At 44.9% G+C, this 15077-nt stretch carries 13 protein-coding genes; 5 read left to right on the top strand and 8 right to left on the bottom strand.

The window, feature by feature from the left end; genetic code table 11:
* Positions 1 to 125 precede the first annotated feature (125 nt).
* Positions 126 to 632, bottom strand: coding sequence for a hypothetical protein (locus tag ACK8P5_RS05200; protein WP_422659920.1), 507 nt, complete (start codon positions 630 to 632; stop codon positions 126 to 128).
* A 180-nt stretch (positions 633 to 812) separates the two neighbouring features.
* Between ACK8P5_RS05200 and ACK8P5_RS05195 the strand changes: the two genes are divergently transcribed.
* Positions 813 to 1790, top strand: a complete 978-nt coding sequence (locus tag ACK8P5_RS05195) for an aldo/keto reductase (protein ID WP_422659919.1) — start codon at positions 813 to 815, stop codon at positions 1788 to 1790.
* Between the two features lie 66 nt (positions 1791 to 1856).
* Here ACK8P5_RS05195 and ACK8P5_RS05190 read toward each other — a convergent pair whose 3' ends face one another.
* The 3 genes from ACK8P5_RS05190 to ACK8P5_RS05180 form a co-directional block, all read right to left on the bottom strand.
* The gene (locus tag ACK8P5_RS05190) at positions 1857 to 2975 is read right to left on the bottom strand and encodes an SGNH/GDSL hydrolase family protein (RefSeq protein ID WP_422659918.1); all 1119 of its coding nucleotides are present in this window, start codon (positions 2973 to 2975) and stop codon (positions 1857 to 1859) included.
* Between the two features lie 187 nt (positions 2976 to 3162).
* On the bottom strand, positions 3163 to 4557 hold the full coding sequence (locus tag ACK8P5_RS05185; protein ID WP_422659917.1) for a DEAD/DEAH box helicase: 1395 nt from the start codon (positions 4555 to 4557) through the stop codon (positions 3163 to 3165).
* 235 nt (positions 4558 to 4792) lie between these two features.
* Entirely contained in the window at positions 4793 to 5113 is a 321-nt protein-coding gene (locus ACK8P5_RS05180; RefSeq protein WP_422659916.1) for a hypothetical protein, read from the bottom strand.
* 242 nt (positions 5114 to 5355) lie between these two features.
* Between ACK8P5_RS05180 and ACK8P5_RS05175 the strand changes: the two genes are divergently transcribed.
* Positions 5356 to 6336: an Ldh family oxidoreductase gene (locus ACK8P5_RS05175; RefSeq protein WP_422659915.1), complete on the top strand. Its 981-nt coding sequence runs from the start codon at positions 5356 to 5358 to the stop codon at positions 6334 to 6336.
* Between the two features lie 66 nt (positions 6337 to 6402).
* Here ACK8P5_RS05175 and ACK8P5_RS05170 read toward each other — a convergent pair whose 3' ends face one another.
* The 3 genes from ACK8P5_RS05170 to ACK8P5_RS05160 form a co-directional block, all read right to left on the bottom strand.
* Complete coding sequence (locus ACK8P5_RS05170; protein ID WP_422659914.1) at positions 6403 to 7917, bottom strand: glycoside hydrolase family 5 protein; 1515 nt, start codon at positions 7915 to 7917, stop codon at positions 6403 to 6405.
* A 217-nt stretch (positions 7918 to 8134) separates the two neighbouring features.
* Positions 8135 to 9361: an RtcB family protein gene (locus ACK8P5_RS05165; protein ID WP_422659913.1), complete on the bottom strand. Its 1227-nt coding sequence runs from the start codon at positions 9359 to 9361 to the stop codon at positions 8135 to 8137.
* Between the two features lie 27 nt (positions 9362 to 9388).
* Positions 9389 to 10180, bottom strand: a complete 792-nt coding sequence (locus ACK8P5_RS05160; RefSeq protein WP_422661376.1) for a nucleotidyltransferase domain-containing protein — start codon at positions 10178 to 10180, stop codon at positions 9389 to 9391.
* A 199-nt stretch (positions 10181 to 10379) separates the two neighbouring features.
* Here ACK8P5_RS05160 and ACK8P5_RS05155 point away from each other — a divergent pair, with 199 nt between their 5' ends.
* Together ACK8P5_RS05155 and ACK8P5_RS05150 are read left to right on the top strand one after the other, a co-directional pair.
* The gene (locus ACK8P5_RS05155) at positions 10380 to 11690 is read left to right on the top strand and encodes a helix-turn-helix transcriptional regulator (RefSeq protein ID WP_422659912.1); all 1311 of its coding nucleotides are present in this window, start codon (positions 10380 to 10382) and stop codon (positions 11688 to 11690) included.
* Positions 11677 to 12501, top strand: coding sequence for a WYL domain-containing protein (locus ACK8P5_RS05150; protein WP_422659911.1), 825 nt, complete (start codon positions 11677 to 11679; stop codon positions 12499 to 12501). The genes ACK8P5_RS05155 and ACK8P5_RS05150 overlap by 14 nt, the downstream gene beginning before the upstream one ends.
* Positions 12502 to 12568: 67 nt before the next feature.
* Here ACK8P5_RS05150 and ACK8P5_RS05145 read toward each other — a convergent pair whose 3' ends face one another.
* Complete coding sequence (locus ACK8P5_RS05145; protein ID WP_422659910.1) at positions 12569 to 13324, bottom strand: sugar phosphate isomerase/epimerase family protein; 756 nt, start codon at positions 13322 to 13324, stop codon at positions 12569 to 12571.
* Between the two features lie 206 nt (positions 13325 to 13530).
* On the opposite strand from ACK8P5_RS05145, the gene ACK8P5_RS05140 reads away from it, so the two are divergent.
* Positions 13531 to 15054: an ABC transporter substrate-binding protein gene (locus tag ACK8P5_RS05140; protein ID WP_422659909.1), complete on the top strand. Its 1524-nt coding sequence runs from the start codon at positions 13531 to 13533 to the stop codon at positions 15052 to 15054.
* Positions 15055 to 15077: the final 23 nt, after the last annotated feature.

The following is a 15077-nucleotide window of genomic DNA, read 5'->3' as shown; positions in this document are numbered from 1 at the left end:
AGTAGTACGAATCATTTCTATGATCGCTGCTGAACCTTACACAAAAGAAATCGCCCTGATTTAAGGAGCGATTTCTTTTGTTGTAAGTAAGAATAAAAACTAGTTGAAGTTCCAAAAGTGTTATATCACTTCAACCGCTCATCCATAAGGTATACAATCTTGCCATCGCCATCATAACCTGTTATTTGATTCGGTGGACCCTGAGGTTCATCTATAAAAACATACCAATATCTAAATCCATTTGCGGAAGTTTGTACTGCTACTTCTTTCGTTTTTTTGTTCGTCTGGACTTCAACTTTATGAATCCTATCATTATTAACTGTACCTATAAACACCGGATAACGATTGATTAAATCATAATAACTATAGGTAACGTCTTGCTTATGATCTAGGGGTGAGAAACTTCCAACAACCCACTTCCAGCTATTATTCTTTCTTTCAACCAGTCCTAATCCATATCTGTCCTCTTTCTTGTAAAGAATACTCGCGTATTTATCTCCGTGTTCGATGATTTCGATAACATCCTCAGACTGAAACCCCTGTGATTCATTAATCACCTGCTCAATCGTGTTAGACTTCTCAGCACATCCAATCAGGAAAAGAAACAATGTAATCCAAATAAATTGCTTCACTAACCCCCCCCCTTTCCAATTCCCACCTAATGTTTTAACGTCTCGAACCCCCTATTCGTTACGACATCCCATCTAAAGATTCGATTTTCATTCCTCAACGGAGTACAATATGAACCAGTGAACTTTATTCTCAATGACTAGATCATAGGGTGTCACCATCTATGAAAAGGAGCGGATTATATGCAATATCGTCGTCTTGGACACAGTGGCCTTCAAGTCTCCCAATTGGGACTCGGAACGAATGCTTTTGGCAAAAGAGCCGATCAAGAAACCTCTACCCATATTCTTCATTTTGCGCTCGATCACGGCGTGAATTTCATTGATACGGCCAATATTTATGCCAATACAGAATCGGAGCGGATCATCGGAGAAGCACTGAAGGGAAGACGCCACGAAGCCGTGCTAGCAACGAAGGCTGGACTCCCTACGGGAGCAGGAGCGAATGAGCGTGGTTCTTCCCGTTATCACCTAATGCAGGAGCTGGACAACAGCCTACGACGACTGAAGACAGATTACGTAGATCTGTATCAAATTCATACATTTGATCCGAATACACCACTGGAAGAAACACTTCGGACACTCGATGATATGGTTACTTCCGGAAAAGTACGGTATATCGGTGCATCCAACTATGCTGCATGGGAGATTATGAAGGCACTCGGAATCAGCGATCTCAAAGATTATGTTCGATATACTTCCATACAGACCAGCTATTCCTTAGCAGACCGAACACCAGAGCTGGAGCTTGTTCCCCTCTGCTTAGATCAAGGTGTAGGCATCATTCCATATTTTCCACTCGCAGGCGGAATTCTGACCGGAAAATATAACAACAGCGCGGGCTCAGCACCTTCCGGTTCCAGAGCAGACACCGATCCAAATTTCAACCGATTCCTTGAGGACAAGAACATTCAGCTTGGACAACGGGTAAGTAAGCTTGCAGAAGAATACGGCTACACACCAAGCGCCCTCTCTCTGTCCTGGCTTATGGATCGCCCAGCTGTGTCCACCGTGATTGTGGGAGCTACACGCACCGAGCAGCTTGCGGATAATATCAAAAGTCTCGAAATTCAGATCGATCAAGATCTCAGTAAGCAGCTAGACGCCGTTAGCGAATCCTTTATTCATGGTAAGCCGTTTGCCAGCTATCGGCTGAGTTAATGCCATCGCCTCACCATACAAAAAGATGACTTCTGCATCCTTAGTCAGAAGTCATCTTTTTGTATATTAAGAAGTAGCTACACCCGCAAGAACCTGTCTTAACACCGGCTCTAGATGATCCGCCATCTGCATAAATCCAAAATCTGTTGGATGCACGCCATCAACCGTTGCCTCATCCGTTCGGCTGCTGAGTAAACTAGCGCCATCCACGAAGGTCAGCCTGTGATCTCCAGCTTCTCTTAGTTTCTGGACCAACTGGGCTTGGAACTCTCTACGATCCACTCTTCCCTGAAGAACCTCCGGCTTATACGATTCCGACGCATACGGGAATCTAGAGATGAGAATGATCGGAACATCAGGATAAGCTTCACGAAGGATATGGATAAATTCCGGCAGCGTCTTACGGTAAGGTTCCGTGCCACCGCTGTTGGATTCATAATCAATGACGAAGCAAGCTGGATTATCGATCTGTGTGATCAAATGTGCAAGTTCGGGTTCCCCTTTCCCATTCCCAGAGAAACCAAGATTGATAAACTCCTGATGAATTCTGCGGCTCAAGATATTCGTATAAGACATGCCGGGACGCGCAGCGCATCCACCTTGTGTAATGGAGGTACCATAAAAAATAATTTTACGATCCGAATCATATGCCTCAGGTGCCAAGACGTCTGACTCCGGTTCAAGACCGATCCATATTTCTTTCACACCCTTATACAGTGGCATATTCAGTATAAAGGAACGCTGTTCGTTACTATCACTTAGAAATAGCCGACTTTCATATTCCGGTTGCCCCGATCCAAAACTTGCCGTTCCTGCATACAACCAATGGCCCGGTCCTCCGAAGTATGCATCCATTCCACATTCACCTGTCGCCGGCATATGATACATGCTTGAACCTGCAGCGAGTCGAACCCGCACCGATATACTTCTGGAATTGGTTCGAAAATGGATCTGGCCTCCCGATGTACAATTCGCTAAATTATCGACTGCAGTCGTTATAGGATAATCCGGTGATACAGGAAGTCTACGGTAAATACGTTCCTCTTCAATCCAAGCGAATCCAGATATACGGAACGGCTCCTCCAGCGGGGAATACCATGTCAGTCCATCCGTTGTTCCGCTTTCAATCTTCATATTCTGATCCAACTGATGGGGAGATACAACCTCCCGGCCTTGCTTCTCCATTACATATCGCCTCCAGACAGAATGGTTATGGTTTGGCACACCTAGTCTAATGTCATCTCCAGCATTTGTAAACCGTAGATTCGTAATATAAAAAAAGGGATAGAGCTCCCAAATACCTCTGGAACTCTATCCCTTCTATTCTTGTGTTCATTTATTTCATAGGCATGAAGTTCATCCATGCCCCGTCCTATGCTCTGCTTGCCTTACTCGCTTTACTTCCCTGTCTGCCTCCATCGAACTTGGGCTTACGGGCTGTATATTCTTTAGGCTTACGTCCTGTCTCTGATTTCGATGGCCGCCCGGCATCAGTCTTTGGTTTACGACCCGCGTCACTCTTCGGCTTACGAGCTGTATCCATTTTCGGCTTCCAACCTGAAGCTTTCTTCGGCTTAGAAGCTGCTCCTGGTTTCGATGATCCCTTGCTCTTGGAGAACCTTGCGGAACTCGGCATCGGATAGTCATGATCTTTAACCTCAGGAATTGTTTTGCCAATTAATTTCTCAATATCCTTAAGGAATGGAAGCTCATCCACTTCACAGAAAGAAATGGCAGTTCCGCTTAAACCTGCACGGCCAGTACGTCCAATCCGGTGAACATACGTCTCAGGAATGTTCGGCAGGTTAAAGTTAATCACATGAGATAACTCGTCAATATCAATACCTCTAGCAGCAATATCTGTTGCCACGAGCACGCGTGTCTCACCGCTCTTGAAGTTCTTTAATGCATTTTGCCGGCTGATCTGTGATTTATCTCCGTGGATGGCTTGAGCAGATACATTTACTTTCGTCAAATCACGTACAACTCGGTCCGCACCGCGCTTCGTACGAGTGAAGACTAACGCCGACACAATTGACTTGTCCTTAAGAATTTCATTCAACTGCTTCTGCTTATGTCCCGTCTCTAGAAGATAAACTTCCTGCTTAATCCGTTCCGCTGTAGAAGAAACCGGCGTTATCTCAACTTTTACCGGGTCTACCAGCAATGATTTTACCAGTTGAGTGATCTCCTTAGGCATCGTGGCTGAGAAGAAAAGGGTCTGCTTCTTACTCGGCATTTTCGCAATAATTCGTTTCACATCATGAATGAATCCCATATCGAGCATCCGGTCTGCTTCATCCAAGACAAGAATCTCAACATACTGCAGATCAATGCGCTTCTGATTCATCAGATCGAGAAGTCTACCTGGTGTTGCAATCACGATGTCCGCACCTTGCTGGAGCGATCGTTCTTGGGTCTTCTGAGACACACCACCAAGAATGGCTGTAGCACGAAGTTTGGTAAATTGACTATACGCTTTGACGTTATCAAATATTTGCAGAGCAAGTTCTCTTGTTGGTGATAATATCAATGAACGGATACGGCGTCCCATTCCTGGTTTAGGTGGCTGTTCGTTTAATAGCTGGATGGTCGGAATCGCAAACGCAGCTGTCTTCCCTGTACCTGTCTGTGCGCAGCCTAGAAAATCTCTTCCGGCTAATATCGCAGGGATCGCTTGGGCTTGGATCGGAGTTGGTGTAGTGTAGTTTTCCTTATCTAAAGCTTTCAAAATAGCAGGTGTAATATTCAATTCATTAAATGTCATGAGGTCTCCTTAATTATAAACACATATATTCTAATCACGTAACTTTGGGCATCTCACACTGGAGTCTCCACAAGCCGTTCCTTTACGTCATGAGCATCTAAGATACCACAGATCGGTACTAAAAAAGAAGCGGAATTTTTCTCCGCCTCCTTGTTTTCTGCAATTCCACACTTTTTTTCAACAGATTTTCCACTATAACTTTCACGATTTCACACCCATAAATCATGATTACAGATCAGAAAAAGAATAACTGTGTCATCCCCAGGAGTACCGATACCGTAACTACTAATTTGGCAGCAAGTGTCTTATGCATCAATTTCAATATGACTCCGATGATCGCGAGCACCCCCATAGATGCAGAGAAGACTCTTGGTACGGTATAATTCGTTGGCAGCGCAGTCACCGCCATATAGCTAATTACAAGCCCAAGTATCACCGTAAAACCAAACACCCAATTATTTACTTTACGATCTTTTACCATAAATAGCGCTGCAATGCTGAACAAACTCACAACGGCTATCACGATAAATATAATGAGTAATATTCCTAGTGCCATTTAAGCCCCTCCTTCTATATCTATCATGTTGCATTAAGTAATGATTTATTATTAAGCATCCTACAGAAATGCTCTATAACATCACTCCAAATAGTTTAAACCGTTCATAGGCTTAATTAATCAAATGAAATTTCACAAGATGTGGGTAATACATAGAGAGGAATTAGATAAGCAACTGAAGAATGATATGATGTTGTAACTATTTTAGCTAGTGCAAATCATGGTTGGGGAGGGACTCGAAGATGAACGTGGAACCCAAAGACGGTATTCGCATCTTACCTGAAAAGCTCCGTGAACTAATCACATCGATTGCCCAGAAGGCCGGCATGTCTCATGAACGATCTGAGTTTCTAGCAGATATGCTCGTTATGAACGATCTTCGGGGCGTATTCAGCCACGGTTCTGTGCAAATCGCAACCTACGCCCGTATTATGCGGGACGGCTTGATTCACCCGAATCCACAAGTCCGTACCGTAAATGAAGCGCCTGCAACCATTGTCGTGGATGGAGATGGTGGACTTGGATATTTTGCAGTACATCGTGCCGTTCAGGAGATTGTAGAACGCTGCCGCCACCAAGGTATCGCTGCAGCTGTCACACGAAATCATGGTCACATTGGTGCAGCCGGTATTTATTCACGTATGCTTGCGGAACAAGGGCTCATTGGATATGTGACTTCGGGACATCAGCTGGATTTGAAAGCAGAAGACTCCATTATGAAAGCCGCGGGCGGCTCTCCTATGTCCTTTGCAGTTCCGTCCGGCAGTGAGGTACCTATGGTACTCGATTTCGGCGCAACGCTAGACATTTTCCCAGAAGCCCCCCATGTGGACCAGCTGTTTAAGCTCGCACCCGGCCTTATATTCCGCAACATGGGACTCGGCTTTATGTGCCAGGCTCTCGGTGGATTCTTAGCAGGCATTCCACTTAAGAGAAACGACGAGGGAAAAGAGTATGTTGGTGCTAATCAAGGCTCGCTAATTATCGCACTGGATATTAGCCAGTTTCTACAACCAGACCATTTCAAACACGAGATGGATACATATATGAAGATCACAAGTGAGATGCAGCCCATGCCTGGCTATGACAGAGCCACACTTCCTGGCGTACTAGAATCTGAACGTGAACGAGATTGGATCAAGAGCGGCATTCCAATCGGCTTAGAGCAACAGTCCATTCTAACTGATGTAGCTACTGAGTTTGACGTAGAATCTCCATTTTAAGTTAACCAAGCAAAAGGGATAGAACTCGGAATGTCTCCGAATCCTATCCCTTCATTTATCACTAATTCAATACATAGTATCGACGGCTCTTCCTCTAGACGACCCGGCTATAACGGTAATAATCCTTTCACCCTTCTCAGCTCTAACTGCAATCAAGCCTGCCTCCGAATTATAATAAGGACGAATCTCAATCTGGCATACTGCCCCAGCACCTTGAACCCTTACATCCTCAGCACGAATTAATGCTGCATGGGGGTGATAGATCAGCGTCTCCCCTCCACTTGATATATACTCGACTTTTATCCTCTCCGTATCGTAGTCATACTGGTAACCAGAGAGCACACCCCCTGTCGTGTGCGGGAATCCACGTCTAAGTGCCTTGGCGAAGGGAGTATTCTGAAAGCCTTCAAACCAGCACCAGAACGTGTTACTCCATAAATATTGTTCGAAAATCGAGTTTACTGCCTTCGTTAATTCATAAGTGGCCGGATTCCCGTTAAAAGCGCCCCACTCGCCGATCAGCACGGGTACATTTAAGCGATTCTGCACCTTGCGGTGGGTCGCAAAAATGAAGTCCACACGCTCCTGGTTATAAATTTCGTAATGATCCGTATCTACAACGAGATCATAGCCATGAGGAGTGTACACCTGATGATGCGCGATCGTTCCATCGGGATTCTGTACAAGTTCAAGTCCAGACTCCACGCCCATATTCGTAAAATAATTCGTTTCCAGCATCAAGAACCCATCCGGGTCCACTGTGCGAATCGATTCCGCTATTTTATTGAAGAATGGAGTAATAACCTCCCGGTCGAACGCTTGCGCAGTTTCCTGTGCATGTTCCATCAACACACGATAGATGTCCATATCCGCCATACCATGTAGAATCTCCTGTTTCTTCTCCTCATCAAACCACAGTGTAGCCAGCTGATCCATATCCACTTCATTCATTCCCATGACGTTCTGAGCATACGCAGCGATCATGGCTCCGAACACTTGCTGTCCGCTACTTCCTGGGTAAGGCTCATTCATCATGTCATATCCAATGATATTGGGGCAATCTGCGAAATAGGAAGCCACATGCTTCCACATCGCTGCATAATGATCCTGTAAACCAATCCCATCTACAGCAGGCGTATTCTGCCAAAAATGATCTAACGCACGATTCACAGCAGGGCTTGAGAGATAAGCATCACTCCACATATCACCTGTCACATGTGGCAGATCATCGGTTAGCGTAGCCCATTCTGGTGCGCCATCCCCAAATTGCTGACTATAGAGATCCTGATGCATATCTAGATAAACGTAGATTTGGTGCTGCGCTGCCCATCGAACCTGCTGTTTGATTCTACCCAAGTAGGCATCATCATAATGACCTGGCTCTGGTTCCACCCCATCCCAGATCAGACCTAAGCGAATGACATTAAAGCCCTGCTGCTGAAACCACTCAAACAGACTTTCATCACACGGTTCAACATAACCGAGCGCTTTACTTTTGCATACAAGATTTACTCCACTTAAGATGACATGCGAGCCATCCTCGTTCACAATCCGTTGACCGTTAATGCTTAGCTTCTTCATGACCCCAACTCTCCTTTTGTCTACGAATGCGTTTCATGACCAATCCCCAGCAAAAGTTAGTTGTCTTCTATGTTCTAATGATGTTGTGTAGGATTGCTACGTCTAAGAAGAAAAGTTCTCTACATGGAGGGATCTTTCCTGCATGAAGAACAGCAATAAGGGATAGATCTCAGATATCAATCTGATAACTCTATCCCTTACTCGGAGTTAATACATATCAATCCTTATACGGATCAAACTCATCCGCGCCCGCCATACATACACCTATTGGTTTTAGAACATGCATAACGGCAATTGTCTCTGCATGAGCATCCAGCACTTCTTGAAGCTTCCGATAAACGAACGGACTCTCGTCCGTACCTGCACCGCGAAGCTCAACACCAAAATCCTGTATAGCCTCAAGCATCTGCGTTTTGGAAATCTGCCCGCCGCTACGGGCGCGAGTCTTCCAATTCATTTTGCCTGCAGCCTGCGTCCGGCTCATAATACGCCCAGCCCCGTGAACCGTACTGTAATAAGCCTCCAGGTTCTCAGCCGTATCCTTACCCTCAACGATGACAGAGATGTCACCCATACTACCACCGATAAAGCCAAGCTGCCCTGGTGCAGAAGGGGTTGCTCCCTTGCGAACAACGACGACTTCCTTACCATTATGCGTCTCTTTCCAAGCATAGTTATGATGGTTGTGTACTTCAAAATCGGCTTCGGTACCCAGAATCGATAAGACTTCCTCCATCACATAATCCCGTCCGGCATACGCATATAGTCCCGCCAGTTTCATCGCACGATAGTACATATCGCCGAGATCACTACTCAGGTCCAGCAATAGGGGAGGCTGATCCATCTTCTCACCAGGGGCATTCGCGAGAAACGCTCTTCCAGCCATCAGATTCATGAACCCGCTTGCCGTCTTATGTCCGAATCCCCTACTTCCGAAATGATTCCCAATCCACACTCTCCCTGTCCCAACTTCTTCGAACAGATCAACATAATGATTACCACTGCCAACCGTACCTAGTTGATCACGAGCAAGCGCCTTTAATTTATCGTGCTCCTGCCCGCCAACGGCTTTATATACATCCCAGTCCGGATCATCAAACAGATCATGGTCAACCTTTTGATTATTGACGCGTCCCACCCCGAAGGAAATTTTGCGTGCAATTTCGTCCATTAGTTTACCTATTCTAGGTTTTACGTCTTCCACATGCAGCAAAGTCCGCACGGCTTTATTCCCGCAAGCAATATCGTACCCAACACCTGATGGAGAGATTTGCCCGTCGTAGACAACGACACCACCGATCGGCTGACTATACCCTTTGTGATGATCCGCCATCAGCAGCGTTTGAACGACATTCCCTGTCTGTGCGCACATTCTCGCTTGGACAAGCGCACCTTCGTCGGGTTTACCCCAGACACGTACACCGTCTATATTTTGATAAGCCATTCGTTTCAACTCCTGTAATTCATGTATTTATTTCTCTGAATCCCATACTTCCTTCAATGATGTACGGAATAAATCATCAAGTTGATCATTCAGTCTTCCATCAGCATCCCGTAAGCCATGTGCGATCTGTTCATAATAAGGTATTTTCGTCTCTAAAAATTCATTGATCGGATTGATTCTTGGTTCATAATCCAGTTCATCACCTGCTATTTTGCGGGCTAACAGTTCCATAATCACTCCCTTGAGCTCACTGCCCTCTGGGACTAAGGCATTGAGAAGAGTTTGAAATTCAATCGGCGGCATACTATTGTATTTCTCGATCCATTCGCAGGCCAGAATCGGACGAAGCACATAGAAATACTTCTTGATCTTTACTTGTTCTCCCTGAAGATAATCACGATAATTCCCCTTTGCCATGTGTAAATAGTGATACATACATGATTTAGGCGAGAAGCTGAGCGGTGAGATATGACGGATGCGCTCTGCTACCGAATAGTTCTCCATATACTGAATCGGCGATTGCAACCACTCGTGCAGTGGTGGATTTGATTTGCGAAACAGTTTTAATGCTTTTTTCAAATCCCATCCGTTGATATCAAGCATGTTGCTGATCGGCCGTTCAATGACATCCCGCTTTTCATCAATCGATAGATACCAATCTAGCGGTCTGATATATATAAATCTTACATCATAATCACTGTCTTTGGATGGGAATCCCCATGCGCGGCTACCCGATTCACAAGCGTACAAAATTCGGACCTGTTCTTCCCTTTCAATAGCGTTCAATTCTTCAATGATCTGTTGCTGGATATCGGGCATAAGCTTTAACCTCACCTTCATTATTATGTCTATACTTGCCAATCACTTCAGTGGTGCAAGCTTCGTAATTCTATAATCGCTTATTTATGGTCGCACGAACATGGTGTAAGTATGACGACACAAGAAAATGTTTCCGTTTAACCCATATCTCTCCCCTGTTAAAATGATAACAAACGTTTTATGGGGACGGTGAAGTGTGATGGCCAAAGAGAGCTTTGATAAAGAGATCCAATTCCTGCGCATGCTTGTACTCACAAGTGGTGCATTCAACAGACAACAATATGCGGATCGATTGGGTATATCCGTCCATACCTTCGATAAAACCATTCGTCGGCTTAAAGGAATTGTAAACTCAATGTACCAACAGTTACCGCAGGAACAGAGCAAGGAATTTACCGAGACGCTTCGATTCAACTATTATGATTCCAGCGATCCAATGCTGTTATTTTTATATCGTGCCAAATCCGTCAAAGAATCGGAAAGCCACCGCTTGTCATTGCTTCTAGGAGCCATGAATGAACAGCCTTTGACTGCGATGGAGCTTATGGAGATTTGCTGTAGTGGAATTGAAGAAGACCTGCCCCTCCCTGATGAGAAAACGATTCGCTCAGATCTCAAATATCTAGAGGAGGTTGGCGTCATCAAGAAGGAACCCGGGACTCGTCCTTATCGGTACCGCATTCAGAACGACTTGGTCCGGCAATTGTCGGAGCAGGAGCTACTTGATCTATACCACTTTATCGATGTGATGGCGAACACGCAGGTTCCTTCTGTTCAAGGCTATCTACTGCGTGATGGACTTAAGAAGCATTTATTTCGGGACCATCCTGAGAAGTTCGTTACCGAGCCCTTCTTATATAAGTACCATTATTACTCACGGATACTGGATGAATCGCATTTGTTTACGCTCTTGCACGCCATTCGGCATCGCCGTAAGGTCCGTTTCTTGTATTTCTCACCTAAGTCGGAGAAGAGCTATGCCTCTATGAATACGAACCCATTGTTTGAACGAGAAACAAAGGGGAAATTAAATAAAACACTGCCGCTCAAGGTCATCTACGACCATCAGTACGGACGATGGTATTTACTCTCGTATAGTAGAGATGGGATCCGAAAATTCCGTATGGAAGGGATCACCCAGATCGAAGAGGATGAGGAAGTAACGGAACAGTTTTTTGAATGGAAAAGAAATGAGCTTGAGGAGAAAATCCAATATAGCTGGCTGATTGATACCGGCAGGCCGGTAACCGTACGGGTCCGCTTCTACAATCCGGAACATACGCAATCCAACTTCATCAAAGAACGGGTTCGACTGCAAGGGCAATGGGGAAAGATCGTTCATGAAGACGATGAATGCTTCATCTATGAAATCATCGTGAATGGAACAACCGAGATCAGGCCATGGCTAAGGAGCTTCGGTTCCAGCTGTGAGGTGCTTGCCCCCGCATCGCTCCGCCATGACATGATTGCTGAATGGAAGGAGATTCAGTCCTACTATGAATCTGTTTGAGAAGATTTTTAACTACCAGATCGTCTCCCGTCTAGAGGATTCGGGAACGTTCATGATTAGCTCACACGAAAGATCTTGGCTTAAGACCATGTTGAATCATCCGGCAGCAACTGTGGCTTTCACAGCGGATACTTTAACCAAGTTAAACTCAATTCTGGAGCCAGATAAAGTGATGGATACCTCTGATCATTTAATTGAAAAAGCTCGGAGTTTGGAGAAGCAAGTATATCATTCGTTTCTGCGTCCTTTATCCCGTATGATTATGGATAAGAACGGAATTTGTTTAACCTACGGGATCAAGAACGGACGCATACATTCGGAACATTCAGGCTTTCCTTATAAACTGGAATACTCGATGGTCAAACGAGAGTGGTATTTGCTATGGTACCATCTACAACAACACAAGTTCATGAGGACCCGTCTTCACACCATTATTTCTGTATCGGAGGAGAGCATCCTCCCATCCCACGCAGATGAAATAATTCGGAAGATAAGTCGGCAACTCAAAACTCGCCAGATCGAAGTTGTCATTGAAGTGGTCCGAGATTACAATCGGGAGCTGTCAAGAATTCTTTACGCTCTCTCCAACTTCGAGAAGAACGTGGATTACGATGCGGAGAATGATATGTATAATGTGAGAATTACCTTGCTTAGCGACGAATCAGAGTATCTCCTCTCCAAAATCCGCTTTCTTGGAAAACGTGTGCGGATCATCCAGGGTGACTACTTGAAGAGAAGGATGCTCGAATCTTCCTCAAAGGCACTGGAACGTTATGAAAGTACGTCAATCGGCTCTCATTCACAGCAGTAGCTTTATGGAGAACATAAAAATACACCCCCTAGCTCTATGCTAAGGGGTGCATTTCAATTTTAGCTATTTACACGCTTGCCATCATAGCTTTTACGTTATCGAGCGAAATTTTAACACTCTCATAGCCATCCATCTTGATTCTATCCTGTTCCACAACGACCCACGCATACCCCGAAGACTTCGCTGTCTTGATAATTCCTCTTAGATCCAGCAGTCCTGTGCCAACTTCTGTCATCTCTTTGTCGGCTTTGTTTACCATATCCTTCACATGAACCGTCTTGCAGCGCGAACCGAAACTATTCATTACCTCGACAGGCTCACGATCCGCATGCGTTGTCCAGAACATATCGATTTCAAAGTTGAATTCTTCTTCTGTTGTTGCTTCTCGCAGCATCTCTAAGATTGGCTTGTCACCAAACTCATTCACGAACTCATGGTAATGGTTATGATACAGAAGGTCCATTCCAGCAGCTTTGATCTTTGGACCGATCTCCTTCACGATCGCGATCAAGCTATGTACATCTTCCATCGATTCGATCTTATAGTAAGGGATCACGATATAGGAGGAACCAATCACTGTATTGTAAGCAATCACCTCATCCAAATTCCCTATCAGCTCATCCATAGGTGTATGACTTCCCATCGCTTTCAGGTCGGCCTTCTCCAGCATTGCCTTCATCTCTTCAGCCGGAATATTAGCGAACCCCGCAAATTCAACACCGTCATAGCCAGCTTCGCTTACTTTGCTGAGCTTTGCAGCGAAATCTTCCTGATCATAATCACGCAGAGTATATAGTTGTAATGCTACCTTCAAATTTGTCATGCCTTCTTTTCGCCTCTTTTCCAATGTTATGTTCATGGCATAATTTTCAGCACCATCATAGCACGCGGCTCAGGATCCGATGTTCATTCCAAGACAACAAGTCATTTTTTCAATATATTTACGACATTATTTTTACAGATATGCATTCAGCTAGTTTGCTAAGATATAAAACAAGATTCTAATTTGGGGAAGGGTGTTATCGAAAAATGAAACGAATGCTATCATGTCTACTAGTCATGGTAATGGCGCTTTCCATCCTTACGGCTTGTGGAAGCAAAGATACCGATCCGAACACTGGCACCACGGGAGAAGCTGCTGCTGGAGATCTGAAAGAGAAAGAACTTGTGAAACTGAACGTGGTCATGATGGCCTCGAACAAGGCGGATACGGCTGAGATCGTTAATGCCGTTAACGAAATCACAAGAGAAAAGCTAAACATTGAGATGGACCTTACATATATTTCTTACGGAAACTATGTACAGCAGACGACAATGATGTTGTCATCTGGTAAAGGCGTGGATCTGCTCCCAATCTATATGACGCCACTGGCTACCGTTGCTAACAACGGTCAGATCCTTCCACTTGACGATTTGCTAGAGAAGTACGGTCAAGATCTCGTGAAGGAGATCGGGCCACAGTACATTGAAAGCGGACGTGTAGGTGATGACATCTACGGAATTACAACAGGTCGTGACCTTGCTAAGGCCTACGGTTTTGAGATGAGAAAAGACCTGGCTGATAAATACAACATCGATTATGCCAACATTAAGACACTGGATCAGTTGGAGGAAGCTCTCACCGTTATCCACGAGAATGAACCTGGCGTTATTCCTGTCGTACCACCAAATGGCGAGCTGGTTCGGAACTGGGGCTGGGATCCACTCGGTGACGATATGACGAACCTTGGTGTATTGATGGACTACGGTAAGGAACTTAAGGTTGTCAATTTGTATGAAACAGACTTCTACAAAGAGTTTATTACGCGCACGAACAAATGGTATAACTCCGGTCTGATCATGAAAGATGCAATTAATAACACCGAAAATACCGGCACGATGATGAAAGCAGGCAGCGCATTTGGTGGATTCGCCAACTTGAAGCCTGGATTCGATGTTCAAGAAACAAGAAACTACGCTACAGAGATTGTTGTATCAGAAATCGTTCCTGCCTATACAACGACTTCTGATGTACAGATGGCGACTTGGGCAATCAGCAATGGTACCAAAAACCCTGAAGCCGCTATGAAATTACTTAATCTGATGTATACAGATCCTGATATTATGAACCTCTTAATTTATGGTATTAAAGATAAGCACTATGTAGCTGTCGGTGAGGCTGCAAATGGACAATCCATTATCGATTACCCAGAAGGTCTAGATGCTACTAATAGCGGATATCCTCCTGGTGGTGGTTGGATCTGGCCGAACCAAACCATTGGTCACGTATGGAACGGTAACCCAGCAGATTACTGGGAAATTCAGAAGGACTTTAACAATACAGCAACTCGCTCTGCGGCATATGGATTCACCTTTGATTCAAGCCGTGTACGGAATCAGGTTACAGCGACTTCTAACGTCGTTGCTAAATACCATGACGCCTTGATGGCTGGTGTGCTTGACCCTGAAACAACATTGCCAATCTTCCAGAAGGAACTGAAAGATGCTGGTATTGATGACATTATTGCTGAGAAGCAATCCCAGCTTGATCAGTGGGCTGCTAAAAACAAGTAACGCAGCATCTCCACTATAAGCTG

Origin of the sequence: Paenibacillus sp. EC2-1, assembly GCF_049311625.1 — a bacterium.
Taxonomy (GTDB): domain Bacteria; phylum Bacillota; class Bacilli; order Paenibacillales; family Paenibacillaceae; genus Paenibacillus_AQ.
Note: the sequence above shows the minus strand (reverse complement) of the source record. Positions and strands in the feature narration are given on the sequence as shown.

Bases quoted from the DNA above. Each gene is read 5' to 3' on its own strand.
- ACK8P5_RS05195 (WP_422659919.1), top strand. From the start codon at position 813: ATGCAATATCGTCGTCTTGGACACAGTGGCCTTCAAGTCTCCCAATTG.
- ACK8P5_RS05190 (WP_422659918.1), bottom strand. From the start codon at position 2,975: ATGGAGAAGCAAGGCCGGGAGGTTGTATCTCCCCATCAGTTGGATCAG.
- ACK8P5_RS05185 (WP_422659917.1), bottom strand. From the start codon at position 4,557: ATGACATTTAATGAATTGAATATTACACCTGCTATTTTGAAAGCTTTA.
- ACK8P5_RS05180 (WP_422659916.1), bottom strand. From the start codon at position 5,113: ATGGCACTAGGAATATTACTCATTATATTTATCGTGATAGCCGTTGTG.
- ACK8P5_RS05175 (WP_422659915.1), top strand. From the start codon at position 5,356: ATGAACGTGGAACCCAAAGACGGTATTCGCATCTTACCTGAAAAGCTC.
- ACK8P5_RS05170 (WP_422659914.1), bottom strand. From the start codon at position 7,917: ATGAAGAAGCTAAGCATTAACGGTCAACGGATTGTGAACGAGGATGGC.
- ACK8P5_RS05165 (WP_422659913.1), bottom strand. From the start codon at position 9,361: ATGGCTTATCAAAATATAGACGGTGTACGTGTCTGGGGTAAACCCGAC.
- ACK8P5_RS05160 (WP_422661376.1), bottom strand. From the start codon at position 10,180: ATGCCCGATATCCAGCAACAGATCATTGAAGAATTGAACGCTATTGAA.
- ACK8P5_RS05155 (WP_422659912.1), top strand. From the start codon at position 10,380: ATGGCCAAAGAGAGCTTTGATAAAGAGATCCAATTCCTGCGCATGCTT.
- ACK8P5_RS05150 (WP_422659911.1), top strand. From the start codon at position 11,677: ATGAATCTGTTTGAGAAGATTTTTAACTACCAGATCGTCTCCCGTCTA.
- ACK8P5_RS05145 (WP_422659910.1), bottom strand. From the start codon at position 13,324: ATGACAAATTTGAAGGTAGCATTACAACTATATACTCTGCGTGATTAT.
- ACK8P5_RS05140 (WP_422659909.1), top strand. From the start codon at position 13,531: ATGAAACGAATGCTATCATGTCTACTAGTCATGGTAATGGCGCTTTCC.